The 23508-nt window shown below is 41.4% G+C and carries 27 protein-coding genes; 1 reads left to right on the top strand and 26 read right to left on the bottom strand.

The window, feature by feature from the left end; all coding sequences use genetic code 11:
- The first annotated feature begins 33 nt into the window (after window positions 1-33).
- Window positions 34-636, top strand: a complete 603-nt coding sequence (locus tag CYCME_RS10150; RefSeq protein WP_020932950.1) for an FKBP-type peptidyl-prolyl cis-trans isomerase — start codon at window positions 34-36, stop codon at window positions 634-636.
- A 65-nt stretch (window positions 637-701) separates the two neighbouring features.
- Here CYCME_RS10150 and fabB read toward each other — a convergent pair whose 3' ends face one another.
- The 26 genes from fabB to CYCME_RS10280 form a co-directional block, all read right to left on the bottom strand.
- Window positions 702-1919, bottom strand: coding sequence for a beta-ketoacyl-ACP synthase I (gene fabB / locus CYCME_RS10155; protein WP_020932951.1), 1218 nt, complete (start codon window positions 1917-1919; stop codon window positions 702-704).
- A gap of 12 nt (window positions 1920-1931) precedes the next feature.
- Window positions 1932-2447 (bottom strand): 3-hydroxyacyl-[acyl-carrier-protein] dehydratase FabA, encoded by a 516-nt coding sequence (fabA, locus tag CYCME_RS10160; RefSeq protein ID WP_026362564.1) that lies wholly within the window; start codon window positions 2445-2447, stop codon window positions 1932-1934.
- Between the two features lie 93 nt (window positions 2448-2540).
- A complete protein-coding gene (locus CYCME_RS10165) occupies window positions 2541-3842 on the bottom strand; it encodes a hypothetical protein (protein ID WP_020932952.1) in 1302 nt (433 codons plus the stop codon).
- 6 nt (window positions 3843-3848) lie between these two features.
- Window positions 3849-4808, bottom strand: a complete 960-nt coding sequence (locus CYCME_RS10170; protein WP_020932953.1) for a ketopantoate reductase family protein — start codon at window positions 4806-4808, stop codon at window positions 3849-3851.
- A gap of 19 nt (window positions 4809-4827) precedes the next feature.
- The gene (locus CYCME_RS10175) at window positions 4828-5658 is read right to left on the bottom strand and encodes an alpha/beta fold hydrolase (RefSeq protein ID WP_020161852.1); all 831 of its coding nucleotides are present in this window, start codon (window positions 5656-5658) and stop codon (window positions 4828-4830) included.
- A 9-nt stretch (window positions 5659-5667) separates the two neighbouring features.
- On the bottom strand, window positions 5668-6699 hold the full coding sequence (locus CYCME_RS10180) for an LLM class flavin-dependent oxidoreductase (protein WP_016389824.1): 1032 nt from the start codon (window positions 6697-6699) through the stop codon (window positions 5668-5670).
- A 133-nt stretch (window positions 6700-6832) separates the two neighbouring features.
- The gene (locus tag CYCME_RS10185; RefSeq protein ID WP_020932954.1) at window positions 6833-7825 is read right to left on the bottom strand and encodes an aromatic/alkene monooxygenase hydroxylase subunit beta; all 993 of its coding nucleotides are present in this window, start codon (window positions 7823-7825) and stop codon (window positions 6833-6835) included.
- Window positions 7826-7843: 18 nt separating this feature from the next.
- Entirely contained in the window at window positions 7844-8152 is a 309-nt protein-coding gene (locus CYCME_RS10190; RefSeq protein ID WP_020932955.1) for an MmoB/DmpM family protein, read from the bottom strand.
- 44 nt (window positions 8153-8196) lie between these two features.
- Complete coding sequence (locus tag CYCME_RS10195; protein ID WP_020932956.1) at window positions 8197-8535, bottom strand: Rieske 2Fe-2S domain-containing protein; 339 nt, start codon at window positions 8533-8535, stop codon at window positions 8197-8199.
- 18 nt (window positions 8536-8553) lie between these two features.
- Entirely contained in the window at window positions 8554-8814 is a 261-nt protein-coding gene (locus CYCME_RS10200) for a toluene-4-monooxygenase system B family protein (RefSeq protein ID WP_041932961.1), read from the bottom strand.
- A 103-nt stretch (window positions 8815-8917) separates the two neighbouring features.
- Window positions 8918-10414, bottom strand: a complete 1497-nt coding sequence (locus tag CYCME_RS10205; RefSeq protein ID WP_020932958.1) for a YHS domain-containing protein — start codon at window positions 10412-10414, stop codon at window positions 8918-8920.
- A 317-nt stretch (window positions 10415-10731) separates the two neighbouring features.
- Window positions 10732-10923 carry a 2-hydroxymuconate tautomerase gene (locus CYCME_RS10210; RefSeq protein WP_015005322.1) on the bottom strand — a complete coding sequence of 64 codons (192 nt, stop codon included), beginning with the start codon at window positions 10921-10923 and terminating at the stop codon, window positions 10732-10734.
- A 13-nt stretch (window positions 10924-10936) separates the two neighbouring features.
- Window positions 10937-11728 (bottom strand): 2-oxo-3-hexenedioate decarboxylase, encoded by a 792-nt coding sequence (gene dmpH, locus CYCME_RS10215; protein WP_015005321.1) that lies wholly within the window; start codon window positions 11726-11728, stop codon window positions 10937-10939.
- Window positions 11729-11739: 11 nt separating this feature from the next.
- A complete protein-coding gene (gene dmpG, locus CYCME_RS10220; protein WP_016389825.1) occupies window positions 11740-12762 on the bottom strand; it encodes a 4-hydroxy-2-oxovalerate aldolase in 1023 nt (340 codons plus the stop codon).
- Between the two features lie 10 nt (window positions 12763-12772).
- The gene (locus tag CYCME_RS10225; RefSeq protein WP_016389826.1) at window positions 12773-13678 is read right to left on the bottom strand and encodes an acetaldehyde dehydrogenase (acetylating); all 906 of its coding nucleotides are present in this window, start codon (window positions 13676-13678) and stop codon (window positions 12773-12775) included.
- A gap of 25 nt (window positions 13679-13703) precedes the next feature.
- Window positions 13704-14489 (bottom strand): 2-oxopent-4-enoate hydratase, encoded by a 786-nt coding sequence (dmpE, locus tag CYCME_RS10230; RefSeq protein ID WP_015005318.1) that lies wholly within the window; start codon window positions 14487-14489, stop codon window positions 13704-13706.
- Window positions 14490-14498: 9 nt separating this feature from the next.
- On the bottom strand, window positions 14499-15950 hold the full coding sequence (locus CYCME_RS10235) for a 2-hydroxymuconic semialdehyde dehydrogenase (RefSeq protein WP_016389827.1): 1452 nt from the start codon (window positions 15948-15950) through the stop codon (window positions 14499-14501).
- A gap of 34 nt (window positions 15951-15984) precedes the next feature.
- A complete protein-coding gene (locus tag CYCME_RS10240; RefSeq protein WP_015005316.1) occupies window positions 15985-16416 on the bottom strand; it encodes a GlcG/HbpS family heme-binding protein in 432 nt (143 codons plus the stop codon).
- A gap of 4 nt (window positions 16417-16420) precedes the next feature.
- Window positions 16421-17341 (bottom strand): catechol 2,3-dioxygenase, encoded by a 921-nt coding sequence (locus tag CYCME_RS10245; RefSeq protein ID WP_020932959.1) that lies wholly within the window; start codon window positions 17339-17341, stop codon window positions 16421-16423.
- 326 nt (window positions 17342-17667) lie between these two features.
- A complete protein-coding gene (locus CYCME_RS10250) occupies window positions 17668-18732 on the bottom strand; it encodes an NADH:ubiquinone reductase (Na(+)-transporting) subunit F (RefSeq protein WP_020932960.1) in 1065 nt (354 codons plus the stop codon).
- Between the two features lie 3 nt (window positions 18733-18735).
- On the bottom strand, window positions 18736-19095 hold the full coding sequence (locus CYCME_RS10255) for a phenol hydroxylase subunit P4 (RefSeq protein WP_020932961.1): 360 nt from the start codon (window positions 19093-19095) through the stop codon (window positions 18736-18738).
- Window positions 19096-19114: 19 nt separating this feature from the next.
- Window positions 19115-20647 carry an aromatic/alkene/methane monooxygenase hydroxylase/oxygenase subunit alpha gene (locus tag CYCME_RS10260; protein WP_020932962.1) on the bottom strand — a complete coding sequence of 511 codons (1533 nt, stop codon included), beginning with the start codon at window positions 20645-20647 and terminating at the stop codon, window positions 19115-19117.
- A gap of 25 nt (window positions 20648-20672) precedes the next feature.
- A complete protein-coding gene (locus tag CYCME_RS10265) occupies window positions 20673-20951 on the bottom strand; it encodes an MmoB/DmpM family protein (RefSeq protein ID WP_020932963.1) in 279 nt (92 codons plus the stop codon).
- A gap of 16 nt (window positions 20952-20967) precedes the next feature.
- Window positions 20968-21966, bottom strand: a complete 999-nt coding sequence (locus tag CYCME_RS10270; protein ID WP_020932964.1) for an aromatic/alkene monooxygenase hydroxylase subunit beta — start codon at window positions 21964-21966, stop codon at window positions 20968-20970.
- 71 nt (window positions 21967-22037) lie between these two features.
- On the bottom strand, window positions 22038-22304 hold the full coding sequence (locus tag CYCME_RS10275) for a Phenol hydrolase assembly protein (RefSeq protein WP_020932965.1): 267 nt from the start codon (window positions 22302-22304) through the stop codon (window positions 22038-22040).
- 242 nt (window positions 22305-22546) lie between these two features.
- Complete coding sequence (locus CYCME_RS10280) at window positions 22547-23491, bottom strand: catechol 2,3-dioxygenase (RefSeq protein WP_020161849.1); 945 nt, start codon at window positions 23489-23491, stop codon at window positions 22547-22549.
- Window positions 23492-23508: the final 17 nt, after the last annotated feature.

The following is a 23508-nucleotide window of genomic DNA, read 5'->3' on the forward strand; positions in this document are numbered from 1 at the left end:
TGGTCGTTTAACTTTACTTAATAGGACTGTATTTTGGAAACAGAAAAGCAAAAGCTTAGCTACACAATGGGCCAACAAATTGGTGGCGGTATCCGTCAAGATAAACTAGATGTTGAAACCGAATCCCTCGTTTTAGGTCTTACACACAGCTTAAATGGCGACCCTAGCCTTTTAAACCCTGCAGAAATGCAAGCAGTTATTGAAGCATTCCAAAAAGAAATGCAGGAAAAAGCTAACGAAGCAAAAAACAACAACGCTGATAAAAGCATTCAGTTCTTAAAAGACAACCTTGCAACTGAAGGGGTACAAGTTCTAGAAAGCGGCCTGCAATACATTGTTATCAATCAAGGCACAGGCGAAAAACCTCAAGCAACAGATACTGTTGAAGTGCATTATGAAGGCACCCTTATCAATGGCACTGTGTTTGACAGCTCTATTAAGCGTGGCGAGCCAGCTACATTCCCAGTAAATGGCGTTATCCAGGGTTGGCAAGAAGCACTACAACTGATGGAAGTTGGCACAAAATGGAAAGTGTTTATTCCTTCTGAATTGGCTTACGGTGAACAAGGTGCAGGTGGTGCGATTGGACCAAATGAAACACTGATTTTTGAAATGGAATTGTTAGCGATTAAATAACACTAAGTTTCAAAGCAAAAAAAACCGGTCATTGACCGGTTTTTTTTGCTTTTATAACCTTAATGTTAGTCTTCGTAACGCTTTAGCACTAGGGTCGCATTTGTTCCACCAAAACCAAAGCTGTTTGACATTACTGTACTCAACTCAACACCTGTCTGAGTTTCCATAACAATATTAGCCGCTTCAGCTGCCTCATCTAATTGATCAATATTTGCTGAGGCTGTTATAAAGTTATCCTTCATCATCAATAAACAGTAGATGGCCTCTTGCACACCCGCTGCTCCTAAAGAATGACCCGATAATGACTTCGTAGAACTGATCGGTGGCACCTTATCACCAAAAGCGGCTTTTACTGCTTTAAGCTCAGCCATGTCACCTACCGGTGTACTGGTGCCATGCGCATTAATATAATCGACAGGTGTATCGACATTCTCTAAGGCCATTTGCATACAACGCGTTGCACCCTCACCCGACGGAGCCACCATATCGTAACCATCTGAAGTAGCGCCGTAACCAACTAATTCAGCATATATTTTCGCACCTCTAGCCAACGCAACATCCAGAGCTTCTACCACTACTACACCACCACCACCAGCTATTACAAAACCATCACGGTCTGCATCATAGGCTCGTGAAGCAGTGTCGGGAGTATCATTTCTTTTTGTTGATAAGGCGCCCATCGCATCAAACATCATTGTTAATGACCAATGCTCCTCTTCGCCGCCACCAGCAAAAACACGATCTTGTTTACCTAATTGAATAAGCTCCATAGCATTACCAATACAATGTGAACTGGTCGCGCAAGCAGAAGTTATCGAATAGTTAACGCCTTTAATCTTGTAGGGTGTAGACAGTCCTGCTGATACTGTGCTGCTCATCGTTCTTGGTACCATATAAGGCCCAACTCGACGAATACCTTTCGTATTCAATAAGTTAATAGCTTCATCAACATTCTTTGTAGACGCTCCACCAGAGCCCATGATAAGCCCAGTTTTAGGGTTTGATACTTCCTCTTCTGTCAAACCTGCATCATCAATCGCTTGCTGCATTGACACATAGGCATAAGCAGCAGCGTCTCCCATAAAGCGTCGAGCCTTACGGTCTATTAATTCGTCTAGATTTATATCTGGCACACCAGCGACATGGCTTCGAAAACCTTTTTCTTTGTACGCTTCCCTATAGCTAATACCTGATTTCCCAGTTTTAAGCGAATCTGCAACAGTATCTACATCACTACCTAGTGATGAAACAATACCCATGCCTGTAATAACAACCCGTCTCATATTTAACCTTTTTTAGAAATTTTCAGTTGAAGTAAATAACCCTACACGCAAATCCTTTGCTTCATAAATTACTTTTCCGTCCACTTCCATCACCGCATCAGCAATACCCATCACTAATTTACGCATAATAACTCGTTTTAAATCAATTTTATAAGTCACTTTCTTGGCCGTTGGTAGTACTTGCCCCGTAAATTTTAACTCACCCACTCCTAACGCTCGTCCTCGTCCTAAGCCACCTTTCCAGCCTAAATAAAAGCCAACTAATTGCCACATTGCATCTAAGCCAAGGCAACCAGGCATGACGGGGTCACCCGGAAAGTGGCATTCAAAAAACCACAGGTCGGGAGTAATATCTAACTCCGCAATAATTTGCCCTTTACCATTTGAACCGCCATCTTCTGTAATGGATATAACTCTATCGACCATTAACATATTTGGCATAGGAAGCTGTGCATTCCCAGGGCCAAATAGCTCCCCTCTTCCACAGCTCAATAATTCTTCTTTATTAAATGAATTCTGTTTCTTAATCTCTGTCAAAATACTGCTTCCTTAAAGTGTTATGGCCCATGATGGATTTACAATGTTATATGATACTTGTTATCAAGCAATTGAGCGAGCATCTTAAACACCAAGTAAGTAACCAGCCGCCATTAAAATAACGCAATCAAATAAATATAACTTTGACGCATACGCTATATTCCATTTGAAAATTTGCTGCCCTGACGCACCGTAGCGCCCATGTAGCGCAAGATTAATTCCAGATATTGGGCTTGCCGACACCCCAATCGCCCAAGCCATTAAAAACGTAATCGCCAGTAACGTTTGATTTGGCTCAATACTTATAATCCAATGCCCAATAACAGCGATACTGATAACCGGATGAACGCCCAAAATAGCTAATACAAACATCCATAGCAAAATAACGGATGCCACAAAACCATCGAAGTGCTGAAACGGAATAGCTATCGACAAGCCATCAAGGGCTGCCGCCAATCCTGAGCCAAACACACCTGCAATAAGAAATAGAAGCAGCTCATTTTTCATTTGCGGAAGCCTGTTCACTCCATAATGAATGAAACCCATACCCCCTTTGCTTAACCCCTGCCTTAACAGCACAACCACCAGGCTTAATAGCAAGGAACACATTGCTATTAATATAAGCACACTAACCGCAGGAAAAGCATAATGAGCCAATGCTACTAATATAACCAAGCCAACTGGCAGCCACAATGCTTCAAACCGTACTGGGTAACCAATAAACTCTTCGATACCCTCCTGTTTATTTGCCTTAGCTTCGAAAAATGTAATCAAAAATGCAAGCACGGCCAATCCAAAACCAACACCCATCACTATGGGCAGCGAAGCTTCGGGCGTAAAAACTAACGCCGCTGCAAAAGCAGCAAAAAATGGCGACCAATGGGCGCCCGATGTAAACGCTCTCGTCAACAACTTCAGTTGATTCATTGATAGCTGCGCCTCTTTTACCATTCTATCTGCCACCAATAATACCGCTGATAGATTGATGACCGAGCCAAAGAAGTGAACACCTAGGTAAGTTCTAACAAAGGCTTTGACGCCTGTCGGTAAAGCCTTTGCTTTCTTATCAACGGGCAAGGCCACTAATTGTAAAAACTGCACCCCAATCAGCATTACAATCATTAACTGATTTGCTGAAAATGCTTTATCAATATGAGCTATTTCACCAGTTTGCCATGCCACCAACCAGCTCATGATGGCAAAAGTCGCAATGGTCAGGATGATCTTTTTTTGCTTAACCGCCAAATCAAAAAATAAAATAATGCCGGCAAGCCATGTAAACACGCCCTGAAGTCCTTCAATATTATTTGGAACCCAAGCATTAAAAACTGTTAACACAAAACTAAGTATTAATAACGGCCCTGCAGCCTTTATAAGATAAGACATTAAAGTCTAAGAAGTTTCTACAGCAAGGCGTAATAACGTGGCGATAGTTCGGTTATATGGCGCATCTTTTCCCATCCTTTCACAGCCTTTAATGACAACGCCACAAATCTCTTCAATTTCTAACGGGCGACCCTTTTCACGGTCAACCAGCATGGAAGGCTTTATAGAATCAAACGTTGAAATCAATTCAAGCATATCCTCGAGATCTTCTTGAGATAACTCAACCCCGTTAGCTTTTGCTGCCAGCACTGATTCTTCCATTGCACCACGTATGAGTGGTAATAGACGCACATCAGGTGTTACCTGCCCGGTCTCTTTTTCTAACAAGGTACATATTGGGTTAAGACCATTATTAATAATTAACTTACGCCATAGTTCTTTATTAATATCTTTAGAGACCTCTGTTGGAATTTCTGCAGAGTTAAAGCAACGAGCTATCTCGTTTATTCTTTGCTCGGTTTTAGTACTGATTTTTTGATGATTGGGCCACAAACCTAAAATGACCTGCGCAGGGCCAATTGACTCAACCACACCTGGTTTAACAATATGCGCACCTATCCGGCGAGCAATACCACCCAAAACCAAACCAGCTGGCAATACTGAACTAAGCTGCTGTTCATTATCGACACCATTTTGCAAAGATAAAACATAGGGCAATTCACTTTTTGGATGCTTCTTTAACCAAGCATCAAGTTGACGCGCAAAGCCCGCTGTTTGCATACTTTTCAAGCACACAACAATAACATCAAGCTGTTCTGGTCGTGTTGTTTCAAACCATTTATCAAGACTAACGGCACTAACCTGTTGGTTAAACACTAACTCGGCGTGTTTAACTTCTAGACCCTGCCCTTGCATAGCCTGTAGGTGAGCGCCTCGAGCGACCAACGTAACACTCTCACCAGCCTGAATTAGCCTGGCGGCATAGTAACAACCTATACCGCCAGCACCTATAATTGCAAAGTTCACTTAATTTTCTTACCTAGGTCTATTGATCCGCTTCTGCAAAGAAATCTAATACCAACTTGTTAAACCGTGCATTTTGTTCTATTTGAGTCCAATGTCCACATTTTCCAAACATATGCAGTTGCGAGTTTGGCAATAATTCAAAAAAGGTCTTTGATGTAATAGGTGGAACCACAACATCTTCACGCCCATGAACCATCAATGTTTCGTGTTGAATCTTCTTAATATCTTCAGGGTCACTAGCAAGCGCCTCAACCCAACGTTGACGAGGTGCAGGGAACATTTTACTAAATGACTCTTGGAACCCTGGCTGAATGCTTGCCTTATAACGAAGTTCAGCTAACTCATCGGTCACTAAGCTTCGATCATAAGCAAATAAATCCATCATTTTACGCATATTTGCCACTGATGGCTCATAACCCCAAACCTCATCCAAGCCTGCTGTTAATTCAAATTCAACGCCGGCCGCGCCCATTAAAACAAGACGATTAACTCGCTCAGGGTGCTTAATTGCAAGTGCTATCGCTAGGCCGCCGCCAAATGAATTACCAACTAAATGTGCTTTCTCAATACCCAATGCATCCATTAGGTCAACAGCATGTTGAACCCAATTATCCATTGTATATTCATAGTTTTCTAAACGTTCGGTAAAACCAAAACCCGCCATATCAGGGGCAATCACACGATAGTGCTCAGCCAATACAGGAATAACTAAACGCCAATTAGCCCAAGCCGTTACACCAGGTCCAGATCCATGAATCATAAATACTGGATACCCTTCACCTTCATCGTGGTAATTAGTTTTAAAGGCACCCGTTTGAATGCTGTTGGCAATTTCTGGATTGGAACTCATGATTGTCTCCTAGATGTTATTTAATAAACCGAATTGTTGAGCCAACATTTTATAGGAGGCTATGCGAGGTTTAAAGGAATGAGTCACATTAACAATCATTAATTCTTCAACATCGTATAACTCTGCAATTTGCTCTAAACGTGACTGACATTGCTCAGGTGTTCCGGTAACCATCGTTGCTAATGTTTCATCGTAGTACGCTTGATCAGAGAGGGATAACTGTTTCTTTTTATCCATCACCTCTTCAGGCGAGAAAAAACTGTCAATCTTGCCATGACGAAAGGCCTGAACTTTCCAATATGTATGGCTACTTGCAATGAGCTCCGCCTCTTCTTTAGAGTCTGCACAAATAGACGCGACTGCAATAATTGCTTCTGCTTTGTCTAGACTACCACCTTGTTTAAATGCCTTGCGATAGCGTTGTATGATCTCTGGGGGTCTATCATGTGTTCCAATAAATAGCGCCAACACAAAACCTGCGCCTAACACACCCGCCATCTCAGCACTGCCATCACTCGAACCTAACATCCAAACTGGTGGTGCGCCCACATCGGTTGGTACCACAACGGCTTGACTATAAGGATGATCCTCAGGCAGATTGTTACTTAAATACCCTATCAAATCTTGCGTTTGACTAGGGTAGTATTCGGAGGGAACCGTTTGCCTTGGCGCTGAAATAGCAGCCGATGAAATTGGGTGTCCACCTGGCGCACGCCCTACTCCTAAATCAATACGGCCCGGATGAAATGCCTCCAACATTTTAAATGTTTCAGCCACCTTAAACGCACTGTAATGCGGCAACATGACTCCACCGCTGCCCACTCTAATGCGTTTTGTAGCATGAGCGACATTATTCACCATCATTTCAGGACAAGGGCTTGCATAACCCGGGGTTGCATGATGCTCTGCGACCCAATACCGGTGATAACCTACCTCATCGCATGCTTTTGCCAATTCAATGGTAGAAAATAATCCGCTAGATTCTGGCTGATTATCATGGACAGGAGATTGATCAAGAACGCTTAGTTTTATGTTTTTCATTATTTAAGGGGAAATTTAAAAAGGCATTTATATTAAATGGATTTGTATTCTCTCGTCGATGACAGTTATCAAAAAACATAAAAAAACCGCACAATAATATGATCATGCGGCTAAAAATATATTATTCAGCTTTCTATTTCAATCCAAATGATTTGCGTGCAGAAGTAACATATGCTTTCGCATTTTCAATAGCATCGGGCAAGTCGGTTAACTCTGCGCAATAAGCTTCTATTGCTCTATCAGCTAACGGCTGCCACTTATCAACCCAACCTTGAATAATACCTGCATTATCTTCATTGCCCATGGCAAACTCCATTAAAGACTGTGTTTGACGCTGATGTCTCTCTGCATCTCGCATTTGAGCATCATTAAGCAATGATAATAAAGTGTCACCATTTTCAGCACCGGCTAAACCTAATTGTTTTTGTACTGCAGCAGACACTGCAGGTTTCAATACTACGTCTAAAACGACAGTGGCCTCTGCCCAATCCCAAGTTACAAGAGCTTTTTCAGCGAGCTCCCTAAAACCTTGCCAAGCAGGATCCTTTTCCCAATATTCACGTTCTTTATCACCCAATCCAATATTATCCCATGTTTTTGCCAGCTCACAGGTCCGGTATGCACTATGCGTTAACCAGCGCAAATGATCTGCCGATTGATAAGTCGCCAGATTGGAAATAGTACTCGCAGGAGACATTTGATGTAGATAAGATGCCAACATTTGTAACGCATGGTACAAGTAACGTGATGGTGTATATAAGCGTGCCAAGTCTGTAGCCCACTGTTTTGTAATCATTTGATCGTTGCCACGTTCACTAAATTGGTTAAGCAAACCCGTCACATAAGCTTCTTGACCTTCTTGAAGAATGTTATAGGTTCTATAAACAAGCTGTTCAGGATCTCTAAAGGCATCCCAATCATCATGTTTCAAAGGACTATTATTTCGGTACGTTAAGTACCAATCGTTCATTTTTGCATCTTGCCCTACTTCAAATGGTCTTTCTTTATTGTTAGTATGAAAATGTAAATTGGTTGTAACAATTTCATATTCACTAGGTCTTTTTCTTTGCTTAGAAAGGTGTGACCACGTTTTTAACGGTTTTATTGTTTGCGTTGAATCGCTCATTGCTTTTCCCTTTTAACGTTATAGTTTTTTTTCAAAGAAAAACCGAATTTGCTCAGGTGTTACTTCAATTTGGCCCGCCATTGAACCTAAATGAATTTCAATTTCATTCATTTGAAACTCACGACCCAAAGCTTCTTCCATTGACTCACGCGTGATGACAAGCTCTTGTTCAGCTGAAATACGAATATATGCACCTTTATCGTCAACTGTAACCTCTTTGTCTGGGTTATCCCATTCAGCCGCTTCTATTGCCGCTTGAGCAACATCTCCACCATTAAAAATTGGCCCTACCTTATTTTGTTTAAATGCATCTTTTAAGTTTGTCATAGCAACTCTCTTTATAATTTATTCTGAAGCGTCTAAACCTTTGGTTACGAATGAGCAGTAAACGGCTCGACACCTTCTATATCCACTAAAACATCTTCGCCTTCAACCTTCAGTGGGTATTCTGCAATTTGGCAATCAGTAGGGTTCAACCCTTTACCACTGTTAAGGTCAAACTGCCATAAATGTGCTTTACAAGTCAGCACTTTGCCATCAAATTCACCATCTACCAATTCAATTTCCTGATGTGGGCAAATCGCTTGAAATGCTTTCAAATTCCCACCTTCTAAACCTAATACTAAAACTGATACCCCGTTTACAGTGTCGAAAGAATCCATATCCCCTTCCCACACATCATCTAATGTACAAACCTTCTCAAATGCCATTCCCGCTCCCCTATATCCTTATTGATCCGCAAAAATAATGTCTAGCGTTTCGGTTGGTCTCCAACCGGCTTCTGATACCCTCATTTCCCTAGGAAAACATTCAGTCGATTGATGCAACCTTACTCGCATAACCTTATCGGGTTGCGGTGTAACACGTCGACCTACAGAGTGGTAAGCACACTTTTCAGCGACCTGATCCATCGTATCTTTAGTATCAACCGAGACTAACTGCAATACAAAGTCCCCCTCAAAATTTGAACTAATAGGAAATGCTGCCATTTTTTCTCCTTTATTGCCCCCCATGATATATAGGGAAAGTTTTTAACAAAGTAGGGGTTAAAGACCATTTGAAATGGCCTTAAACCCTACAACTTAACTATTTTCAAGCCACATCAGCCTGTTTTTTAAACGCTGCTGCCCATGCATAATCATGTGCATCCTTACCCATTTCACTGGGACCTAAATTCATATACATCAATGCACCTGGGATATCTGCCGGTTGTATATCTCCTGCTAAAAAGCGGTCAATAATATTTTTATGTTCTTTATAACGCTCTGGGTCTTGTTCAAAGCACCAACGGTCAGCTTCTGAACCAAAGTGATATAAACGCCCCTCGTATTCAAGTGAAAAGTCTTTAACATCCCACCCATCACCTGGCGTACCAACAATTGGTAATTGACACATATTACAAACATATGGAAGTGTTTCAGGGAATGTTAAACTCTCACGGCCATTATTTAGGTTATCGGTAATAACATCCCAACATTTACCCCATGTGCTGTTCCAACCAGGGTATTTTTCTTCTAGCCATTCACGATCTTTGACTGACGCACCTGCAGCTGGGTTCCACCATACAGTAGGGCGCCAATACCAAACACCTAAATGCATACCATGGTGTGTAACATCTAAATCTTTTGTTAAATTTTCCCAGAACCATGGAGCGTCTAAGCCTAAATCAGCTAACTGACGTTCAAATTGAATGATAATCCACTCCACCATGAATTCTTTAAAGGATTGGCTTCTATGCTCTAACGGTGTGTAATAATCCATAATAGGTCCAGTTAACACAGAAAAAAGCTTCCATGCACGCCATATAGAAATATCTACAAGTTGCTGAGCTTTTTCTTTATGCCCATTTTCGATTAATATTTTTAACGATGGCCCACCTTGTTGCGCATGACGCGCCTCATCAGTTTGAACACTTGATATTAAGCTAGCAAACGTATGATCGCCGGCTTCTGAGGCATCGGCTGCTAACCCTAAGAACTGCATATTTGTAAACCCTGTTTCAAACCCAAATGTCAGCATAATTGAAACAGCAATAGCATCACGGCATAACATAATGTCATCAAAAAACGATCTAGCGGCGATTGATGCCCATTCGTTAGTATGCATCGCTTTATGCGCCCAATTCCACTGGTGGTTACGTTTTATATTTGCATGTGGGAAATACAATTGAATTTGCCCATGACGATTTTCATCGAGCATCCCAAAAGTTGCCATATTACGATTACCTGGTGCTTTAGAAAAACGTGCCATACGAGCTTCTGCTAAGCTCGCGGCATATTCGTTAACAGCAATCGCGCCGTAATGTGCAATCATAGTCGAGATCCAGCCGGGGTCCGCACGGTCTACATATGCATCACGTTCCAACGCTGCTTTGACTGAATAAGCACCCGCATCCTTTTCTCGTTGAATAGCAACATACTCAGGATACGACACTTTATAAGGTTCATCATACGTTTCCCAAGCTTCAATTGAGATACCACTAGCACCACTCATTTCTTCTGGAAACACTTCATCTTCAGTTACATAACTATAGGTCCAGTTAGTAGCACGTGTTAAGTCGTACCACTCAGCTCTAGGTATTTGATACATCCTATTCTCCTATTTCATTATGAGCGCTTCGATTAAACACTCATATTTTTTATTATTTCGCTAGTAAACGTTTTATTACATAAGAATAAAGCATATTACATGCCAAAAAAAACCTAGTAAGAAAAACGCTTTATCCATTTAACCCCTTATTTATTGATCAAAAAAAAATACTCATTTTATGATTTGATTAAATACTCATTCTATTCATCGCTACATAATATTTATTATTAAATGGGCAAAAAAAAGCCCTAGCAATCTTCATTGCTAGGGCTTTTAAATGTTTTCAATAAAACCGATAACTTAAAACGTGTCGTCGCTTAACGACCTAACGATTTTGCAGTTTTACCACCAATTCCAAACTGTGTATTAGGTACTTCTTGAATTAATACGCGAACGTTTTGACGTGGCGCATCGACTGCTTCACAAAGCGCATCGGTTACCTTTTCAATAACCGCAGCTTTTTGCTCATCAGTTCGACCTTCCATCATATGAATATGTGCTATTGGCATTTACTTTCTCCCGTTAATCAACAAATCGCATTGTCACAGTACCTAGATCTTGATAGCGCACTGAAACATTATCACCTGCTTTAACTGCAATAGCAGGGGTAATAGCCCCAGCCATAATAAACGTACCAGCAGGAATAACCTCTCCACGTTCCGCCAACAGATTAGCCAGCATTGCAACACTTGCTGCAGGGTGACCTAGAATAGCTGCACCAGCACCTAACTCTACTACTTCACCATTGATCTCCATGACCACACCGATTGTTTTAAGATCCAAATCTTCAACCGGTAGCATACGACCCCCTGTTACAAAGCGTGATGAAGAAGAGTTATCAGCAATCACACTCTTAAGGTCAAATTTAAAGTCTTTATAACGTGAGTCAATAATTTCCACAGCTGGAACAATAAAATCTGTTGCTGACAAAACATCACCAATGTGACAACCTGGTCCACTTAATTCTTTTTTTGTTACAAACGCAACTTCTGCTTCTACTTTTGGGTGAATTAACTCAGAGATCTTAACTTCACCACCATCAGGAATACTAAAATAATCAGCCAAAAAACCATAACAGGGTGTTTCTACTCCCATCTGGCGCATTTTTGCCATCGATGTTAAGCCCATTTTTAGACCAACAATCTTGTTACCTCGTGCTTCTTTTCGACGACGAATCTCCCACTGTACATCGAGTGCTTCATCCCAGGTGATTTCTGGATAATCATTTGTTATTTTTGTTACTTCTGTGCAGTTAAGCTCAGCATTTTCTAGGTGCTCTGCTAACTGTTCAATTGTTGCTTTATCTAAAGCCATAATAGTTCCTCTTACGCTGATTTCTTTTTAATCTCTAAGGCAACATCTTCGATCATGTCTTCTTGACCGCCTACTGCACCCATTTCACCTAATGCCATTAAGATTTCTCGTGCTGGCACGCCATGGTTTTTCTCTGCTCTTTTTGCATGAAGCAAAAATGATGAATAGACGCCTGCATAGCCTAACGTTAAAGAGTCTCTGTCAATACGAGTTGGTGTTGGCATTAACGGAAGCGCAATATCTTCAGCGACGTCCATAAGCTTATCGACATCAACACCAGTTTCAATGCCCATTCGATTACAAACCGCGACCATCACTTCAAGTGGTGTATTACCTGCACCTGCTCCAAAGCCTGCAACAGAACCATCAATACGAGTAGCCCCTGCTTCAATTGCCGCTAGTGAGTTTGAAATACCCATTGCCATGTTGTGATGACCATGAAAACCGATTTCGATATCATCGCTAAATTCCGCTCTTAATGCGGCAATTCGATCGGTTACATCATCTGGCAACAGGTAACCCGCTGAGTCGGTTGCATAAATGCAATTTGCACCGTAATCAACCATTTTTTTAGCTTGCTCTAACAATGCCTCAGGTGATGTCATATGCGCCATCATCAAAAAACCAACCGTATCTAAGCCATATTCACGTCCTTTTTGGATGTGCTGCTCAGAAACATCAGCTTCTGTACAGTGTGTGGCCACACGGATTGTTGAAATACCACAGTCAGCTGCCATCGCAAGATCATCGACCGTACCTAAACCAGGCAGTAACAATGCTGATATTTTGGCATTCTTCATTTTTGGTACAACTGCTTCAAGATATTCACGGTTCGAATGTTTTCCAAAACCGTAGTTTACTGAAGAGCCGCCTAAGCCATCTCCATGTGTTACTTCGATTAATGGCATTCCAGCTTCATCCAACGCAACAGCCATCCTAACCATATCGTCTAATGAGAACTGATGGCTGACTGAGTGCATACCATCACGTAACGCATTATCGTGTAACTTAATTTTTTTACCTTTTAAATTCATCACCAACCCCCTAAGCTAATTTGGTTAATGTCAGTGTGCCGTTTTCAATCTCTTCGGCAAACATTTCTGCTGTTCTTGTCCCAGCAGCCGTCATAATATCCAAATTACCGGCATACTTTGGAAGGTAATCTCCTAGCCCTTCAACCTCTAGAAATATACTAACTCTATGTCCATCAAAAATTGGTCCATTTTTTAACTTATAGCCTGGCACATATTTTTGCACTTCTTTAATCATTGCGTGAACTGATTCTGTAATTGCTTTTTGATCTGGTTCTTCTTCAGTTAAGCAATGAACAGTATCCCTCATAATTAAAGGTGGCTCTGCAGGGTTTAAAATAATAATCGCTTTGCCTTTCTTAGCACCACCAATTTCTTCAACGGCTCGGGCTGTCGTCCTTGTGAATTCATCAATATTTTTCCGTGTGCCCGGGCCTGCTGATTTTGATGCAACTGTTGCAACAATCTCACCGTACTCTACTGCCTGAACTTGACTCACAGCAGCCACCATCGGTATCGTTGCTTGGCCACCACAGGTCACCATATTAACGTTCATTTCTTGCTCACCCACGTGCTCTTTCAAGTTAACAGGTGGAACACAAAATGGGCCAATAGCTGCCGGCGTTAAATCAATCACTAACACGCCTTTTTCTTGCAATTTACGGTTATTTTCTCCATGCACATATGCAGACGTTGCATCAAATGCAATTTGTATATTATCTTCTTCAATATGTGGAATTAAGCCATCTACACCTTCATGCGTGGTTTTTAGGCCTGCTTCTCGAGCTTTTAATAAGCCCTCTGAGTCAGGATCAATACCTACCATCCACAGCGGGTTTAAATTTGGACTACGTTGTAGCTTAGCCATTAGGTCGGTGCCGATATTACCGGAACCAATCATTGCGCAATTTATTGCCATTTACTAATCTCCTAAAATTTTACGCTTAAACAAAGCGAACAGATGCTGAACCAATGCCGCCTACACTAACTCGCATAGAATCGCCTGCTTTAGCATCAACCATCATGCATAATGCGCCTGATAAAATAACTTCACCGGCTTTTAATGTTACGCCTAAGGCACCCATCGTATTAGCTAACCAAGTCATTGCATTAACAGGTGAACCAAGTGCTGCTGCTCCTGCACCTGTGTGCATTAATTCGCCATTTTTTTCGAGTGTTAAACCACATACGCTTAAATCTACTTTGCGTGGGTCAACGGCCGTTCCACCTAATACAAGATAACCACATGATGCATTGTCAGCTACTGTATCTTGAATTTTAATTTTCCAATCCGTGATTCGTGAGTCAACAATTTCGAAACAAGGCATTACTGCTTCTGTCGCCGCCAAAATATCTGCATTGGTTAAGCCTGGTCCACACAAGTCTTTTTTTAGAACGAACGCTATCTCGCCTTCTGCTTTCGGTTGAATCATTTTTTCAGAGATAGGAATATCCTGTCCTTCTGACATCACCATGTCACTCAATAGGTAACCAAAATCAGGCTGGTTTACACCAAGCATATCCATCACAACTTTGCTGGTACAACCTACTTTTTTACCGACAACTTTTTCACCCGCGTCAAGACGACGTTGAATCATTTGATGTTGAATTTTATAGGCATCTTCAATCGTCACCTCTGGTGAACGCTCGGTAATCGGCGCAATTGTTTGTTGCGTAATAAGCGCCTCATACAGCTCATCGCCGTATTGAATTATTTTATCTTGATCCATTTTTATTCCTTATAGTTTTACACAAATATTGGTCAGCTCTGAATAGAACTCCAATGAATAATGACCACCTTCACGGCCTGTTCCAGATTGCTTTGCACCACCGAAAGGTGTACGTAAATCTCTTAGGAACCAGCTATTAACCCAGCAAATACCCGTTTCCATTTGAGCGGCAACTCGGTGTGCGCGAGTAACATTTTCTGTCCAAACAGATGAAGCTAGACCATAAGGAGTATCGTTTGCTAACTCGATGGCTTCTGCTTCTGTATCAAATGGTGTGATGTGTGTGCACGGGCCGAAGATTTCTTCTTGCACAACCTTAGCTGTTTCTGGCAACCCTGTCCAGATAGTTGGCTCTATCCAATAACCACCAGCTAAGTCTTCAGGCATGTCAGGAATACCACCACCTGTTACGACTGTTGCGCCTTCATCCACTGCCGCTTGATAGTAGCTCAATACTTTTTCACGGTGTGATTTACTAATTAATGGCCCCATATTGGTTTCGGGGTCTTCAGGTCGACCTAATTTAAGCGCTTCAGCGCCTTCTTTTAAACGTTGTACAAACTCGTCAAAAATTGGTCGTTCAACATATACTCGCTCTGTTCCGAGGCAAACCTGCCCACAGTTAGCAAATGCCGAGCGTAACGTTCCTTCAATCGCTTTATCCATGTCACAGTCAGCAAAAACAATGCCCGCATTTTTTCCACCGAGTTCTAGCGATGAATCGCGAACACCTACCGAAGCCGCAGCCGCAATGCGCTCACCCGTTGCTGTTGAGCCTGTGAAAGTAATCGCATCTAGGCCTGGGTTCGTAATCAAGGCTTCACCCACTTCACGACCTTTGCCTAGAATAACGTTATAAACGCCTTTTGGCACCCCTGCCTCGTTCATTACCTCACCCAATAAAGTGGATGTTAATTGTGTTTCTTCAGAAGGCTTTACAATGACTGTATTACCACATGCTAACGCGGGAGCAATTTTCCATGTCATCAATAACAAAGGTAAGTTCCAAGGACCAATAACACCAATCACACCTTTAGGCTTATGAACTGTATAGTTTAGCGCGCCTGTACCGTCTGGTGTCGGCATGTGAAAAGCTTCATCCCCAACATTTTTAATCGTATCTGCAAAAATTTTAAAATTAGCAGCGCCTCGGGGAATATCAATATGACTCGCTAAGGAATAAGGCTTACCCGTATCTAAACACTCAGCCTCTAAAAATTCATCAAAGCGCGCATTAATACCGTCGGCAATTTTATATAAAATATCCACACGATCTTGGATAGAGTAACCAGCCCAAGGCCCTTTTAATGCTATGCGGGCAGCATCTACTGCTTCGCCAACTTGCTCTATGCTAGTTTTGTGATATTGGCAGACCAGTTCTCCTGTTGCTGGTGAATATATTTCACCAAAACCACCAGAACCAACAAACTCACCATTAATAAACCCTTTTATTTCTCTCATATTTTTTTAGAACCTTTACTAAATAATAATGTAATTAAACCAAGACATAATCAATCGCATCTACGCCAGCTTGCGCGCAAAGAATATCTTCTTCTTCTGAACCACCTGAGACACCAATCGCACCTATAACGTCTTCACCTTCAAAAATTGGCAAACCGCCACCAAAAGTCACTACATTCGGTCGCCCAGCTATGCCCGCTTGCAACTGGGTCTTACCTTGAAGCACTTCACCCCACTGCATTGTAGGAAACCCAAAGCCTGCAGCTGTGTACGCTTTATCCTTAGCAATTGTCATGGAGGGTAGAAACGACTTATTCATACGCAAAAATGCCATTTCTGACGCCCCGCGATCCACAACCGACACACAAATGTTAATGCCAATTTCTTTTGCTTTTTCGACTGCAGCTTGCACCGCAGTAAAAGCTGCTTCGGTGGAAATATTTTTAGTTACAATACTGCTAGACATAACACTAAGACGTAACGCCCATAAAACTCTCAACCAATTGACGAGAGTGATAGAAAATAGCCTGACCAATATTATCTGCTGTCCATGTTAAGACAGGGCTATCGGGATACACGTAGCTATCTTCAGCGAATACTTCGTTACGGTTACCCGATGGATCAAAGAAATAGATCGTTTGTCCTCGAGTTAAACCATGTCGTGTTGGGCCAGTTTCCAATGGAATATCTTCCATCGAAATAATATCACCTGCTTTTAATACGCCTTCCCAAGAACTTAGTAAAAATGAAGCATGATGTAATTGACCTGATTTTTCAGAACGGATAAAGGCAACATCATGCGCCTTAGTGCTACACGTTAAAAATGCTGCCAGTTGAGTTTCACCATCAACTATTTGCTCGGTTAATTGAAAATCTAATGCTTCGGTAAAAAATTTAAAGTTTTCTTCAAAATTATTACCATACAATAAACAATGATCAAAACGAATGGGCTCCATTCCTTTCAAACCTCTTGGCCAAGGAGCAGGGTTAGTGGTTGGAAGACCGTTACCCACTTGTTCTTTTTCAGCATATAAATCAAAGGTATGACCAGCAGGCGCGACAAAGCGAACCCGTTCACCACAGCCCTTTAATTCGCCAGCAGGAATTCTTTTTGTTTCAATACCAAAGCTTTTAACATTAGACTCATAACGCCACAAATCTTGCTCTGTTGCGACTTTAAACGCCATGTGGTCCATACCTGAGCGATCTGAAGGCTCCAATACTAGCGAAAACTTATCTTGCTCATCCCAACATTTAAGATAGACACGACCCTGATCATCTCGGTCAGTTTCTATCAAACCAATATTTTCACAATAATGGTTTAGTGATTCTTCCATATCCAACACTCTTAGCTGGGTATGTCCTGGACGTAAAATACCGGTCATTGCCATGGTTAGCTCTCCTTTCTATATTTAATTTTTAAAAATTGCGTTGCACTATACTATAAATGCTATTGGCACACTTTAACGCGATACAATTTTTTTGTAAAAGCCCAATTACATTTAATATAATATTGTTGAAAACTTCTAATACTATCTGCACATGGCTAGCTACCCGTTATTGTGCAAAAGAACTGCTCTCTTGATTCTCAGAATTTGCATCCCCAGCTTGTTATGAGCTTTCCCCTAAGCACACCTTTCAGCAAATACAACTGACTTAACTACTAGATCAAACCTCGGTGGCGTACCTTAGCAAATAAAGGTACTTATATTTTTACTTAAATGTTCTTGAACAAGGGGCTTTTTTTGTTATCGGCACCAGCATCTGCCGCGTTATAGAATTTTTCCATAAACATATCTTTTTCAAACAAACGAGCACGCATTAACATGGTAATACATGCATCAATCATCAACGGGGGGCCACACATATAAGCACGATACCCTTCAAACTTCCCTCCCATATGTTCTCTAGCAACCTCATGAATAAAACCGGTTGGGCCATCCCACTCAGGTTCAATACCCGGCCCTGACAAGCCTGGAACATAGGTAAAATTATCATGTTTAGTATCGAGCTCCTCAAACAAACCTTTATAATATAATTCCTCAAGGTTTCTGGCCCCTTGATATAAGATAATTTTACGTGTATCCCCAGACTCCAACAAATCAAGCACCATTGATTTTGGACTCGCTAAACCAGAGCCTCCACCAAAAAACACCGTTGGTTTGTCATCAGACTTCCTTAAGAAGAAGTGCCCATACGGAGCAGACAATCTCAATGTGTCGCCCACCTGCATTTCATTATGTATCCACGTTGTACCTTCTCCACCAGGAATTAAAGCCACATCAAATTCTAGTATTGTTTTTTCGTTGGGTGATTGCGCCATAGAAAACGGTCGAGGCGTATTCAAACCCGGAATATACAAATTTGCATATTGACCTGATTGGAACACCAGCTCATCGTCTTCAATTTCTATAAAAACACCCATAATTCTTGGCGTCAATTTTTCAAGTTTGACAACCTTACCAGCAAAGTCACGAACCGGAATATTAGCCGCATCCGGCTCTTCTTCTACATCGGCCTCTATCACCAAATCTGATTCTGGCCTTGAACAGCACGTTAGACACTTATCATCGCGTTCAAAATCCATCAATGCGAATGGTGATGCCTCATCCCCAATCTCAACGTCACCTTCCAACACATCCACTTTACACGTGCCGCATAAACCATGACCACAAGCATGAGGCAAATAAACACCTTGCCTAAGCGCCGCGTCTAAAATAGTCTGATCCTCATCAACCTCAACCGTAACGCCTAAAGGCTCAATGGTCACTTCGTAAGTCATCGTTTATAACCTTGTTCCATTGACACCCATCAGCCCTGGTGTTTTAAACCTAATCAAAGACTTATGGCCCACGCCGTTTTCTTTCAAGGATTTTTCAATATTCGGTATAAAAACGGCTCCATCTAACACCCACTTAACAGTTGACCAATCAATTTTTTCAAAGTCTGGGTGATCATTAAATACTGATAACATCACTTCAGACATTAACGCGTTGAAAGTCAGTTCAGGGGGTACTGAAAAAGCTTGAGCTGCTGAAAACAGCAAATGGTCATCCCAACCAACATACACTAACTGGTTGCCATGAAAGTTCTCAATTTTATCTCTTACTATATCGACATAACCGTCTTTTGCTAATACAGCCATTTTACTCTCCCAATTTTTTTTAAGCGCCAGACCCAGTTTTATTTACCATAGCCTCGCTCCCACCCTTCCATTCTTGCCAACGCGCATGATCCCTTGAACCAATATAGTTCCCCACATCTTCTGGTGTAAACTTATACCACTGCAATACTTCAGGAATTGTTGCTCCACCGCAATTGCCTTGATAAATTTGATGTACTGGTAACCAAGCTTGCACATATTTCTCAGGTTCATACTCAAAAATATCTTTACAGCCATCTGAGCAGAAATGATATTTATCGCCACCATGTTCGGTAACACGATAACTAATTTGCATAGGGTCTGTTTGAACCTCGGTAAAAACCATAGGCACTTGGCATACTTGGCATAACTGCGGCAAGCCTTTTTGAAACTCAAATGTACCTTCAGCTTGTTGTTTAGCCCAGTATTCAAATCGTGGTCGATAATATTTATCAAACGTATCGGGGTACTTTTCAGATAACCAAGCCATCTTCTCTGCAGTTGGTAAAAAAGTATGAAAACCTGTTGCATTACCTAACGAACAAAAGACTGACCATACTTGATGGCTAATATGCTCTGCTTCTGCCGTAGCCAACTCATGGTATTTAGGCATTCTTAATCCATAACGCGATAAATCTTCAAATAAAGCGCCACCATTTTCAACAAAATACACATCCCACGCTTCTTTCCAAGACATCGGGCTATTCGTTAACATATAGTCTTGCATAGCTGCCACCAGCGCTAATAAGCGATATGCGCGCCAAAAATGCTTATCCATCCATCGTTGAACAATCGGCAAGTTATCTTCATGCTGCTCAAGCATAAATTTAATAATTTCTAATCCAAGCGTCATATGACGAGATTCATCTGACTGCGCTGAAAAACCAAATGTCACTGTCGCCATATCTCCGTTATAGGCAGCACCGGACATAAATGGCACGAATAACAAGTTGGTCAATACGTATTCAAATGCGAAGGAAATCGACGTAATAAATTCAAAAGGCCCAGCACTTAACGCGTCTTCTGAAAAAGCCTTAGGTACAGATAAATACCACACTCTATCAAATTGGTGAAACGGGTCGTGTAACCCATCAAAATGCTTATTATAATGACTGATGGTATGCACTTGTGTTTGCTGATGCCGTAATTCATCAATCGCCTGCATCTGACAGGCAATACGCGCACCATCACCACGGAAATGACGGCCTAAGTGAGCAAACCCTCTATGCGCTGCATACTCTATCGGCGTCACACCAGTAATAAATAATTTAATCGCGCTTAAATAACTGGCATCGGCTAAATTAGTTTGACCATTATTTTGTGCAAAACTATCAATGACGGCATAAAGTTTTTTTTCTTTTTCCGCTTGAAATTTCCAGTATGCATCCATCGTTAAACGGAAGGGGTCTTCCCACTTATCCCAATCAGTAATTTTAATCCCCTCAAACGTGTCATACGGAAACACGTCATCCATTTTTTGATGCGTTGTTTCCCACCCCATACCTCGTGTTAATAATTCGTAACGTTTGCGCAAATTTAGTTTTTTTGACGGCATATTAGCCTCCTCTTTTAATTGGCGATTAGTGCCAGCTCAATTCAAATTTATCCTCATCTTCATCAACATTGCCTGCTAATGAAACAAGGTTTAAATGTAGCTCTTGAACATCCCAGTCACGCCCTATTTGCTCCTCAACTGTCTCTCGATTAACAACGAGTTTCCCAGCACCTTCCATTCGAACCATACCTGGTTGATGCTGGATATTCGCCTTAGGGTTATCTAATTCGACCGCCTCAATAATTGGGCGCGCATCTTCATTATCTTGAAGAATTAAAAACACTGTGTTTTTTTTATCTGACATCTCCATCATCTCCCACTTAGACCATCACGCCTTGTTTACCAAGCCGTGTTAATAGTTCTTGCTTAACCTCTGATAATTCGCTAACTCCCTCAGCACCAAAAGCCTCTATAGCAATAGGTTCAATAGCCGTTGTTAATCGTGTTGCCCATTTATCAACCCATTTAGAAATTAGGGCTTTATTAGCATCTGATTCTTTAACCGTTATCTTAGCTAGCACATTCGTCCAACGTACGGTTTCAGCGTACCAATCGTCCATAAATTCAGTTAGCATCGCAACAGTTGCGCCACCTTCACTGGTTATTTTTTTCTCAAAACGATTGTAAATAAGCGGGAAAACCAAGCCATCCAATACAACGTTTTGCGCAACCATTAATTCAAACCAATCATCTAAAACAAACATATCTTCTATCGCGTGACGCAACCCTTGCCATTGAGGCGCCTCCATCCACGCAACTTTTGCTGTATCAATACTGGTCTCTTCATTTTTATCTATTAACAGCCCGATGCGGGTGACATATTGCGCCATTCCCAAACGATCCATCGCGTTAAACATAGCCACAGAACTGAAATTAGAACCAAAACATTCATCCGTAATTTGACAATTGTTCATGTTTGCAGCCCATTCAACATGACGAAGCGGTATTAAAATATCGCGCACTTGTTGCTTAATCGCTTCTGGTACTGAATCAAACAAATCACGCTTGTCAACAAACGCAAAGTTATGCTCTGCTACTTCTTGTTGTTTAGCCCGAGTTATAGTATATGTACCGTAATAATATTGGCGCGGATCAGCAAAGCTATACCAATCTTCCATAACAATAGCCGTACGATTTTTATCATAGATATTGTGGTTCTTATCCCAAAGAGGACGGAATTGAAAATTGGTCGTTGGCTGAACGTCATAAACTGCTTCTTGATAACGTGAAGCTGGTTTTTTATTACCAAACCGTTCTTGCAAATTCCCATAAGCCAGCCGTATAGGCTGTATGGATTTTGCTGATATTTCAATACTCATTCATGCGCCTCCTAAATTTATATTTACCTTATTGACTCAAGCAGAAAAACATTCTGCTGACCGTTCTCTTCTCATATGCCATCCTCAAACCCCGGCACGCCAAATCGCCATTTGAGCTTATCGTATTCGACTGCCGCCTCTTGCTCAGGCGTAAGATGAGTCGCTGCATTCATTTCACAAAACGTTTTAAAATGCTCGAACGGTAAAACCAGCTCAACGTTGATCGTTGGATCATCAATAGCAAACTCAAACTCAACGTACTTCTCATTAACCACTTTAGTCACGCGAACGTATCGTTGACCTTCTATTCCAGATATATTGTTTATTTTTTTTATCACCTTAATATCTTGTTAGAGCAAGCTTTATGCCAGCTACTTAAATACAACGTTTCTTCACTTTTTTGGCAAAATTAGGCATTGCTTTTAATCATCATTAGCTGAATTTTTTATCAAATGATGAATTCTCATCCACTTAATTTATGATACTTTTACTTACTCAATTGATAAAAAAAAGCCACGCAAGATACTTGCATGGCTTTTTTAGATATATAACAAATCAACGATTCACATATCGTTTTTGCTTATGTATATACTGTTGTGAAGGTTTCATTCAAAACACCCGTATGGTAGAAAATACCACTGCCGATCTGGTCTTCGGTCCAAGTCGTCACTGGTCTATCGCGTTGCGCCAAGTAGCCTAAGCCTCCGAAGGTTTCGTTTCTATTTCCTGATGGATCAAAGAAATAAATTGTGTAGCCTCTTGTTACCCCATGCCGTTGTGGCGTCACATCAATTTTCACTTTATTCTTACCCATAACATCGGCGGCCTTTAACACATCATCCCAACTATCCATATAGAAGGCGAGATGATGTAAACCATTAATAGGCCCACCAACAAAGGCAATATCATGCGGTGTATTACTAACCGATAACCATGTTGCCAATTGCTCATTGCCTTCAGGCCCAACCAAGATTTGCTCTACCAGATAAAAATCTAAAACATCGATCATGAATCTCGTATTTTCTTCAACCTTATTAACCCCGTTACCAAGGTCGAACTCACTCATTAGCAAGGCGTGATCTAGCCAATGTACGCCGGCTCCTTGCAAACCATCCGGCCAGGGTTCTGGGTTAACCGCACCTACCTCAGTACCAACATATTCTTTCTCGGCATATAGATACATTTCATGCCCACTAGGTATATTAAATTTCAATACGCGGCCAACAAATGGCAGCCCCCCTTCCGCAATATCCTCTACCACAACACCGTACTGAGTAATGCGCCTTTTAAACTCATCCAAATCCGCATTGCTTTCTACTTTATAGCCCAGGTTTATCACTCCTGCTATATCAGCCTCGGTCAAAATCACGGAATATTTATCCCACTCATCCCAACATTTCAAATAAACATTGCCTGCCGTATCTGTATGTACTACTTTCATACCAATTACATTTACGTAATGTTTTACAGACGCCTCCATATCCAAAACACGGATATTGATATGGCTTATTCTCATGACACCCATAATATCTCCTCTTCTTG

Origin of the sequence: Cycloclasticus zancles 78-ME (assembly GCF_000442595.1) — a bacterium.
In the GTDB taxonomy this organism is placed as follows: Bacteria; Pseudomonadota; Gammaproteobacteria; order Methylococcales; family Cycloclasticaceae; genus Cycloclasticus; species Cycloclasticus pugetii.

Bases quoted from the DNA above. Each gene is read 5' to 3' on its own strand.
- fabB (WP_020932951.1), bottom strand. From the start codon at position 1,919: ATGAGACGGGTTGTTATTACAGGCATGGGTATTGTTTCATCACTAGGT.
- CYCME_RS10165 (WP_020932952.1), bottom strand. From the start codon at position 3,842: ATGTCTTATCTTATAAAGGCTGCAGGGCCGTTATTAATACTTAGTTTT.
- CYCME_RS10175 (WP_020161852.1), bottom strand. From the start codon at position 5,658: ATGAGTTCCAATCCAGAAATTGCCAACAGCATTCAAACGGGTGCCTTT.
- CYCME_RS10180 (WP_016389824.1), bottom strand. From the start codon at position 6,699: ATGAAAAACATAAAACTAAGCGTTCTTGATCAATCTCCTGTCCATGAT.
- CYCME_RS10185 (WP_020932954.1), bottom strand. From the start codon at position 7,825: ATGAGCGATTCAACGCAAACAATAAAACCGTTAAAAACGTGGTCACAC.
- CYCME_RS10190 (WP_020932955.1), bottom strand. From the start codon at position 8,152: ATGACAAACTTAAAAGATGCATTTAAACAAAATAAGGTAGGGCCAATT.
- CYCME_RS10195 (WP_020932956.1), bottom strand. From the start codon at position 8,535: ATGGCATTTGAGAAGGTTTGTACATTAGATGATGTGTGGGAAGGGGAT.
- CYCME_RS10200 (WP_041932961.1), bottom strand. From the start codon at position 8,814: ATGGCAGCATTTCCTATTAGTTCAAATTTTGAGGGGGACTTTGTATTG.
- CYCME_RS10205 (WP_020932958.1), bottom strand. From the start codon at position 10,414: ATGTATCAAATACCTAGAGCTGAGTGGTACGACTTAACACGTGCTACT.
- CYCME_RS10210 (WP_015005322.1), bottom strand. From the start codon at position 10,923: ATGCCAATAGCACATATTCATATGATGGAAGGTCGAACTGATGAGCAA.
- dmpH (WP_015005321.1), bottom strand. From the start codon at position 11,728: ATGGCTTTAGATAAAGCAACAATTGAACAGTTAGCAGAGCACCTAGAA.
- dmpG (WP_016389825.1), bottom strand. From the start codon at position 12,762: ATGAATTTAAAAGGTAAAAAAATTAAGTTACACGATAATGCGTTACGT.
- CYCME_RS10225 (WP_016389826.1), bottom strand. From the start codon at position 13,678: ATGGCAATAAATTGCGCAATGATTGGTTCCGGTAATATCGGCACCGAC.
- dmpE (WP_015005318.1), bottom strand. From the start codon at position 14,489: ATGGATCAAGATAAAATAATTCAATACGGCGATGAGCTGTATGAGGCG.
- CYCME_RS10235 (WP_016389827.1), bottom strand. From the start codon at position 15,950: ATGAGAGAAATAAAAGGGTTTATTAATGGTGAGTTTGTTGGTTCTGGT.
- CYCME_RS10240 (WP_015005316.1), bottom strand. From the start codon at position 16,416: ATGTCTAGCAGTATTGTAACTAAAAATATTTCCACCGAAGCAGCTTTT.
- CYCME_RS10245 (WP_020932959.1), bottom strand. From the start codon at position 17,341: ATGGCAATGACCGGTATTTTACGTCCAGGACATACCCAGCTAAGAGTG.
- CYCME_RS10250 (WP_020932960.1), bottom strand. From the start codon at position 18,732: ATGACTTACGAAGTGACCATTGAGCCTTTAGGCGTTACGGTTGAGGTT.
- CYCME_RS10255 (WP_020932961.1), bottom strand. From the start codon at position 19,095: ATGGCTGTATTAGCAAAAGACGGTTATGTCGATATAGTAAGAGATAAA.
- CYCME_RS10260 (WP_020932962.1), bottom strand. From the start codon at position 20,647: ATGCCGTCAAAAAAACTAAATTTGCGCAAACGTTACGAATTATTAACA.
- CYCME_RS10265 (WP_020932963.1), bottom strand. From the start codon at position 20,951: ATGTCAGATAAAAAAAACACAGTGTTTTTAATTCTTCAAGATAATGAA.
- CYCME_RS10270 (WP_020932964.1), bottom strand. From the start codon at position 21,966: ATGAGTATTGAAATATCAGCAAAATCCATACAGCCTATACGGCTGGCT.
- CYCME_RS10280 (WP_020161849.1), bottom strand. From the start codon at position 23,491: ATGGGTGTCATGAGAATAAGCCATATCAATATCCGTGTTTTGGATATG.